The following is a 7,161-nucleotide window of genomic DNA, read 5'->3' as shown; positions in this document are numbered from 1 at the left end:
AACGCCCGGTCCCATTCCGAACCCGGAAGCTAAGCCCTCCAGCGCCGATGGTACTGCACTCGACAGGGTGTGGGAGAGTAGGACACCGCCGTACACAATTTCACGAGAGCCCCCCGACCATCGGTCGGGGGGCTCTCGTCGTTTCCCGCCCCTCCACCCTTCCCCGGGGTGAGGGTGGCCTTCGTACGCGTGACCCGCACGAAGGCCACCGTCAGCCGGAAGGGTGGGGGCGGAAACTGCGCGTATCTGTTGGCACTGTCCGGCTGTAGCGCGGATACTGGCGAAACCGGCACGAGGGGGCACTCAGATGACGTTGACATCGAGATCCGTTCCGGAATCGCTGACGCCCCGGCCGTGCCGCGAGTATCTGATGTGTCCACCGACCTATTTCGACGTGACGTACAGCATCAACGACTGGATGGATCCCGGAACACCGGTGGATGTCGAACTCGCGCAGCGTCAGTGGCAGACGCTCGTCGACACCTATCGCGACCTCGGGCACCATGTGCATCTGATCGACCCCGTCCCCGGTCTGCCCGACATGGTGTTCGTGACCGACAGCGGGGTGGTTGTCGACGGCGTCGCGTTGGGGGCCAGGTACCGCACCGAGCAGCGCGGTCCCGAGGCGGCACACGTGCTGCGCTGGTTCGAGGAGAACGGCCTGCGGCGGATCGTCGCACCGAACTACGTCAACGAAGGAGAAGGAGACCTTCTCGTCGTCGGCGACATGATCTTCGCGGGAACCGGATTTCGAACGGACGAGCGGGCGCACGCGGAAGCCGAGTGGCATCTTCGCCGGCGTGTGGCGACGGTGAGGCTGACGGACCCGCGCTACTACCACCTCAACACCGCGATGGGTGTCCTCGACGACCACACGATCGCCTACCTGCCGTCGGCCTTCGACGACCGTAGCGTCACGCTGCTACGCGCGATGTTTCCGGACGCGATCATCGCGACCGAGGACGACACCCGTTTCCTCGGGCTCAACCTGGTCAGTGATGGCCACAACGTCGTATTGGCCTCGCAGGCAACCGGTCTCGCTGAGCAGGTGCGCTCCCGCGGGTACAACCCGGTGCCCGTGGACATGTCGGAGTTCCTCAAGTCGGGTGGCGGGATCAAGTGCTGCACCCTGGAACTTCGGGGGTGGACGCCGCCGGCCCCAGCGGAGCGGATCCAGCCGTGAGCGGCGCGGCGGCGCCCTCGCGGACCGCGGCGGAGCTCGCCCGCGCGGACGGGCACAGCGCCCACAACTACCACCCGCTGCCCGTGGTGCTCGCGTCGGCGCGCGGCGCCTGGGCCCGGGACATCGACGGCGTCGAGTACCTGGATCTCCTGGCGGGCTACTCCGCGCTGAACTTCGGGCACGCCCACCCGAGGCTCGTTACGGTGGCACAGGCTCAAGTCGGTCGGTTGACGCTCACCAGCCGTGCGTTCCAGCACGCCCTGTTCGCGGACTTCTGTGCGGCGGTCACCGGATTGTGTGGGAAAGACGCTGTGCTGCCGATGAACACCGGTGCCGAGGCCGTGGAGACGGCGATCAAACTGTCCCGCAAGTGGGGATACGACGTCAAGGGCGTCGAACCCGACCGCGCGGAGATCATCACGTTCGACGGCAACTTCCACGGCCGGACCATCGCCATCGTCGGTTTCTCCACCGACCCGGACGCCCGCGGGGGCTTCGGCCCGTACCCTCCGGGGTTCCGGACCGTTCCGTACGGCGACATCGACGCAGTCGCCGCTGCCGTCACCGCGAACACGGTGGCGGTTCTCCTCGAACCGATCCAGGGCGAGGCGGGGGTGCTCGTGCCCCCGGACGGCTTTCTCGCGGCGGTCCGTGCGCTGTGCGACGAGCACGGCATTCTGATGGTGGCGGACGAGATCCAGAGCGGGCTCGGGCGCACCGGCGAGACCTTCGCTTGCGAACACGAGGGGGTCGTCCCGGACGTCTACATCCTCGGGAAAGCCTTGGGCGGTGGCATCGTTCCGGTCTCGGCCGTCGTCGCGGACTGGCCGGTGATGGGTGTGATCGGTCCGGGCCAGCACGGCAGCACTTTCGGTGGTAACCCCCTCGCCTGCGCGGTGGCCACCGAGGTGGTGCGGATGCTCGAGACCGGCGAGTTCCAGAGCCGCAGCCGGGAGCTGGGGGAACACATGCATTCGTTGCTCGCCACACTGCCCGCGGACGTGGTGACGCAGGTGCGTGGGCGTGGGCTGTGGGCCGGTGTCGAACTGGCGCCGGGTGGGCCGTCGGCCCGGACGGTGTGCGAACGCCTCCTGGCGCGGCGGGTCCTCGCCAAGGACGCACACGAGGGCACGATCAGGCTGGCGCCGCCGCTCGTGGTCGAGCGCGACGAGATCGATTGGGCAGTTGAGCAATTGGCGGACAGTCTGCGACCGACCGGGTGAAAACCACCGTCCCCTCGGCCCGTCGGGGGACGAGGGGACGGTGGTCTCGACCGCGCGCCGCTACTTGCCGCGGATGGCGTCGAAGACCTTGGGGTCGACGAGGGTGGAGGTGTCGCCGAGGTCGCGTCCTTCGGCGATGTCGCGGAGCAGGCGTCGCATGATCTTGCCGGAGCGGGTCTTCGGCAGTTCGGGGACGACGGTGATCTGGCGGGGTTTGGCGATGGGGGAGATCTCGGTGGAGACCTGGGCGCGCAGTTCCGCGATGAGGGTGTCGCCGGTGTTCTCGGCGCCTTCGCGGAGGATGACGAACGCGACGATGCCCTGCCCGGTGGTCTCGTCGGCGGCGCCGACGACGGCGGCTTCGGCGATCGAATGGTGCCCGACGAGTGCGGATTCGACCTCGGAGGTGGAGATGCGGTGGCCGGAGACGTTCATGACGTCGTCGACGCGGCCGAGGACCCACAGGGCGCCGTCGTCGTCGTACTTGGCGCCGTCTCCGGCGAAGTACCAGCCCTCTTCGGCGTAGCGGGACCAGTAGGTGTCGCGGTAGCGGTCCATGTCGCCCCAGATGCCGCGCAGCATCGACGGCCACGGCTGGTCGAGGACGAGGTATCCGTTACCGCCGGCGCCGAGCGGCTTCGCTTCGTCGTCGACGATCTTGGCGGAGATGCCGGGCAGTGGTGCCATCGCCGAGCCGGGCTTGGTGGCGGTGACACCCGGCAGCGGGGAGATCATGATGGCGCCGGTCTCGGTCTGCCACCAGGTGTCGACGATGGGGGCGGTGCCGGCGCCGATGACGTCGCGGAACCAGCGCCACGCCTCGGGGTTGATCGGCTCGCCGACGGAGCCGAGGAGGCGGATCGAGGACAGGTCGTGGGCGTCGGGGATCTCGCGGCCCCACTTCATGAAGGTGCGCACCAGCGTGGGGGCGGTGTAGTAGATGGTGACGCCGTACTTTTCGATGATCTCGAAGTGCCGGTGCTCGGTGGGGGAGTTGGGGGTGCCCTCGTAGACGACCTGGGTGACGCCGTTCGCCAGCGGCCCGTAGACGATGTAGGAGTGGCCGGTGACCCAGCCGATGTCGGCGGTGCACCAGTACACGTCGCGCCCGGCCTTGTGGTCGAAGACGTTGTGGTGGGTGTAGGAGGCCTGGGTCAGGTACCCGCCGGAGGTGTGGATGATGCCCTTCGGCTTTCCGGTGGTGCCGGAGGTGTAGAGGATGAACAGCGGGTGTTCGGCGTCGAACGCCTGCGCCTCGTGCTCGGGCGACGCCTTCTCGACGGTCTCGTGCCACCACAGATCCCGGCCGTCGGTGATGTCGGTGTCGATGCCCGTGCGCTTGACGACCAGGACGTGCTGCACGGAGTCGGCGCCGTCGACCGCTTCGTCGACGGCGGGCTTGAGGGGCGCGGCCTGTCCGCGTCGCCACTGTCCGTCGACGGTGACGACGAGCTTGGCCTGCGCGTCGTCGATGCGTGAACGCAGGGCGGTGGCGGAGAACCCGGCGAAGACCACCGAGTGGGTCAGGCCGAGGCGGGCGCAGGCGAGCATGGTCACGATCGCCTCGGGGATCATCGGCATGTAGATGGCGACGCGGTCGCCGGCGACCAGGCCGAGGTCGGTGAAGGCGTTCGCGGCCTTCGAGACCTCGGCGAGCAGATCGTTGTAGGTCAGGGACCGGGAATCACCGGGTTCGCCTTCGAAGTGGATGGCGACGCGGTCGCCGTTGCCGGCCAGCACGTGGCGGTCGACGCAGTTGTACGCCACGTTCAACGAGCCGCCGACGAACCACTTCGCGACCGGGGCATCCGACCAGTCCAGCACCTGCGACCACGGCGTCGCCCAGTCCAGACGCTTGGCCTGGGTGTCCCAGAAGCCGAGCCGGTCCGCATCCGCCGCCGCCTGCAACTCCGGTCCGGCATTCGCCTGCGCGGCGAACTCGGGGCTCGGCGGGTAACTCTCGGACCCGTGCTCGGTGGAGTTGGTGTCGGCGGTGCTCGTCATGTCGCCCGTACCCTCATTTCGGTGTCGTAGTGCGTCCGTCGGCGCAGTTGTGAGGGTAGTCACATGGGATGACGAGCGCATCGTTGCATCCCGCTGCAACCCTCGCTCCTGCGGCGACCGGTCGGTTTCGCGCGACCGGCGGTGGCCGTTCGCGACGAGTGACCGAAACTTACAAGAACGTCCGGGGTGGTTGGGTGGGAGTATGCGACAACATGTGAACGTCATCACGCTCGGCGTCGCCGACGTGGAACGCGCGTACACCTTCTACGTCGACGGCCTGGGATGGGTGCCGACGCTGCACGTGCCGGGAGAGGTGCTGTTCCTTCAGGTGGGAGGCGGCGTCGTGCTGGGGCTGTGGTCGGCTTCGGCGATGGTGGCCGAGGCCGGTCCCACCGCACCGGCATCCGGTGAACAGGGCCGGGCTCCGATCACCCTCGGCCACAACGTCGCCGACGAGGCCGAGGTCGACGCGGTGCTCGCCGCGGCGGCCCAGGCGGGAGGTTCGGTCCTCGTACCCGGTGCCCGGCGCGACTGGGGTGGCTACAGCGGGTACTTCGCGGACCCGGACGGGTACCGCTGGGAGATCGCCCACAATCCGGGCCTCGTCGTGCATCCGGACGGTCGGGTCACGATCGGCGCGGTGGGGGAGACCGACGGCACCGGGTAGCGTTGACCGGCGTGACCGACCCTCTCCAGCCCCTGGTGGACCTGCCCGGTGTACGCGACGCCGCGGATCGTGCCCGCGATGCGCTCGGGGAGGTTCATCGGCACAAGACTAATCGTCGTGGATGGCCGACGACGGCGGCCGAGGCCTCCGTGCGTGCCGCCCGGGCGTCGGCGTCCATCGACGGCGGCAGCACCGAACTGCCCGCGGCGGGTGAGGTCGGGGACCCGATCCTGACCGGTGCGCTGCGGGTCGGGCAGGCGCTCGACGGCGACGCGCTGACGAACACGGTCGCGACGTGGCAGCGGGCACCGCTGCAGACGCTGGCCAGACTGCACCTGCTGGCCGCGGCGGGCCTGGTCGACGACGAGTCCGAACTGGGTCGGCCGAGGTCCGCGCCGGACATCGGAGAGCGGCTCGACCTCCTCGGGCAACTGGTCACCGGCGGGACGCAGGCACCCGCGCCGGTGCTCGCCGCGGTGGTTCACGGAGAATTGCTGGCGCTGCGACCGTTCGGTACGGGTGACGGTGTCGTCGCCCGCGCCGCGTCCCGGCTCGTCGCGGTCTCCACCGGGCTCGATCCGCACAATCTGGGTGTCCCCGAGGTCAGTTGGCTCCGTCGCCAGGCTGCCTACCGGGACGCCGCGGCCGGGTTCGCGTCGGGCACGGTCGAGGGCGTCGGCGGCTGGGTGATCCTGTGTTGCGGTGCACTCGAAGCTGGTGCCCGAGAAGCGCTTTCGATCGCGGAGGCCGCTGCGGGCTGACAGGTCCGTCGTCGGCGGTGGTGTGGCTCGGCGAGCGACCGTTGGTCAAAAGCGTTGCGGCACACGACGTTGCGGCCACATACGAAGCGGGCGGCGATACCGACTGTCGCCGGTCTCGTCGCCCGCTAGCACGGACTACCTGGTTACCAAGCGTGCAATATGGCCTGTGATCCGGCCTCGGCGTGGGCTCGTGTACCGTCGGTTCGCCTCTGCAACTTGTGCAAGGTTCTCGCCAACGTGTGCCCGAGTCACGCAGGCCCACAACGACTCTGCCCTTATAGTGGCTTGTGCTCCGCGTGGGTGCCTGGTGTCCGTGCTGGGATTTCCCGTTCGGGGGATCGACTCTTCTCTTCCGATTCGATCCTGGCCTCTCGTTCGTCCGTAACTCCTTTGTACCCTGTGACCGGTCGTACATCAAGAGGAAACTGCGCTTGATCCGGACTGGATTTTCGGGGTGTGTCAGCGCTTGCGGCGTAGTACTCCGTACGTAAGCGCGCCGGCGAGAACGGCGGCGACTCCGACTGCGAGGGTGGTCGTCGTGGTCGGGGACGAGGTGGCCGGGATCCGTGCGCGCAGCGGGACCGGGTTCGAGAAAGTCAGCATAGGCCAACCTTTTTCGGCTGCGATCTTGCGTAACGAGCGGTCCGGGTTGACAGCGGTGGGATGTCCTACCGCGTCGAGCATCGGCAGATCCGTCGACGAGTCGGAGTAGGCGAAGCAGCGCGTGAGATCGTATCCGTGGACGGCGGCGAGTTCCCGGATCACATCGGCCTTGCCGTCGCCGTAGCAGTAGAAGTCGAGGCCTCCGGTGAACTTCCCGTTCTCGACCGTCATCCGGGTGGCCGCCGAGTGATCGGCACCGACCATCCTGGCGATCGGCGTCACCACCTCCTCGCCGGACGCCGACACCACGACCACGTCATGGCCGCGCGCCTTGTGGTCGGCGATGAGATCCGCGGCTTCCGCGAACACGAGGGGGTCGACGATGTCGTGGAGGGTCTCGGCCACGATCGCCCGAACCTGGTCGACGTCCCATCCGGCGCACATGTTGGTCAGGTGGGTTCGCATCCGTTCCGTCTGGTCGTGGTCGGCGCCGGAGAACAGGAAGAGGAACTGGGCGTAGCTGCTCTTGAGCACCGAACGTCGGTTGATCAGGCCCTGGTCGAAGAAGGGCCGGCTGAACGCCAGGGTGCTGGACTTCGCGATGATGGTCTTGTCGAGGTCGAAGAAGGCGGCCACCGGCCGATTTGCGGAAGATACGTGCGTATTCGCCGTCACACGTACAGGATAGGCGGTTGCGGTGTCGACGCCGTCCGGGCGGCG

6 protein-coding genes and 1 rRNA gene are annotated in these 7,161 nt (G+C 68.2%); 5 read left to right on the top strand and 2 right to left on the bottom strand.

The features are described 5' to 3' along the window. The 3 genes from rrf to rocD form a co-directional block, all read left to right on the top strand. Window positions 1-94 (top strand): 5S ribosomal RNA (gene rrf, locus ACFYVR_RS25590); the annotation flags it as partial. Window positions 95-394: 300 nt separating this feature from the next. Next, window positions 395-1,183 (top strand): dimethylargininase, encoded by a 789-nt coding sequence (gene ddaH, locus ACFYVR_RS25585; protein ID WP_387478736.1) that lies wholly within the window; start codon window positions 395-397, stop codon window positions 1,181-1,183. After that, complete coding sequence (gene rocD, locus ACFYVR_RS25580; protein ID WP_387478734.1) at window positions 1,180-2,406, top strand: ornithine--oxo-acid transaminase; 1,227 nt, start codon at window positions 1,180-1,182, stop codon at window positions 2,404-2,406. The genes ddaH and rocD overlap by 4 nt, the downstream gene beginning before the upstream one ends. 60 nt (window positions 2,407-2,466) lie before the next feature. On the opposite strand, the gene acs is transcribed toward rocD, so the two are convergent. Further along, window positions 2,467-4,410 (bottom strand): acetate--CoA ligase, encoded by a 1,944-nt coding sequence (gene acs / locus ACFYVR_RS25575; RefSeq protein WP_387478732.1) that lies wholly within the window; start codon window positions 4,408-4,410, stop codon window positions 2,467-2,469. 202 nt (window positions 4,411-4,612) lie between these two features. Between acs and ACFYVR_RS25570 the strand changes: the two genes are divergently transcribed. Together ACFYVR_RS25570 and ACFYVR_RS25565 are read left to right on the top strand one after the other, a co-directional pair. Further along, window positions 4,613-5,077 (top strand): VOC family protein, encoded by a 465-nt coding sequence (locus ACFYVR_RS25570; RefSeq protein WP_387478730.1) that lies wholly within the window; start codon window positions 4,613-4,615, stop codon window positions 5,075-5,077. Window positions 5,078-5,088: 11 nt separating this feature from the next. After that, entirely contained in the window at window positions 5,089-5,838 is a 750-nt protein-coding gene (locus ACFYVR_RS25565) for an oxidoreductase (protein ID WP_387478727.1), read from the top strand. Window positions 5,839-6,297: 459 nt separating this feature from the next. Here the strand turns inward: ACFYVR_RS25565 and ACFYVR_RS25560 are convergent, their stop codons facing one another. Continuing rightward, the gene (locus ACFYVR_RS25560; protein ID WP_387478724.1) at window positions 6,298-7,116 is read right to left on the bottom strand and encodes an HAD-IB family hydrolase; all 819 of its coding nucleotides are present in this window, start codon (window positions 7,114-7,116) and stop codon (window positions 6,298-6,300) included. Window positions 7,117-7,161: the final 45 nt, after the last annotated feature.

It is taken from the genome of Rhodococcus sp. NPDC003318, assembly GCF_042879035.1.
In the GTDB taxonomy this organism is placed as follows: domain Bacteria; phylum Actinomycetota; class Actinomycetes; order Mycobacteriales; family Mycobacteriaceae; genus Rhodococcus_G.
Note: the sequence above shows the minus strand (reverse complement) of the source record. Positions and strands in the feature narration are given on the sequence as shown.

Excerpts from the sequence above, each read along its gene's own strand:
- acs (WP_387478732.1), bottom strand. The coding sequence starts at position 4,410 with ATGACGAGCACCGCCGACACCAACTCCACCGAGCACGGGTCCGAGAGT.
- ACFYVR_RS25570 (WP_387478730.1), top strand. The coding sequence starts at position 4,613 with ATGCGACAACATGTGAACGTCATCACGCTCGGCGTCGCCGACGTGGAA.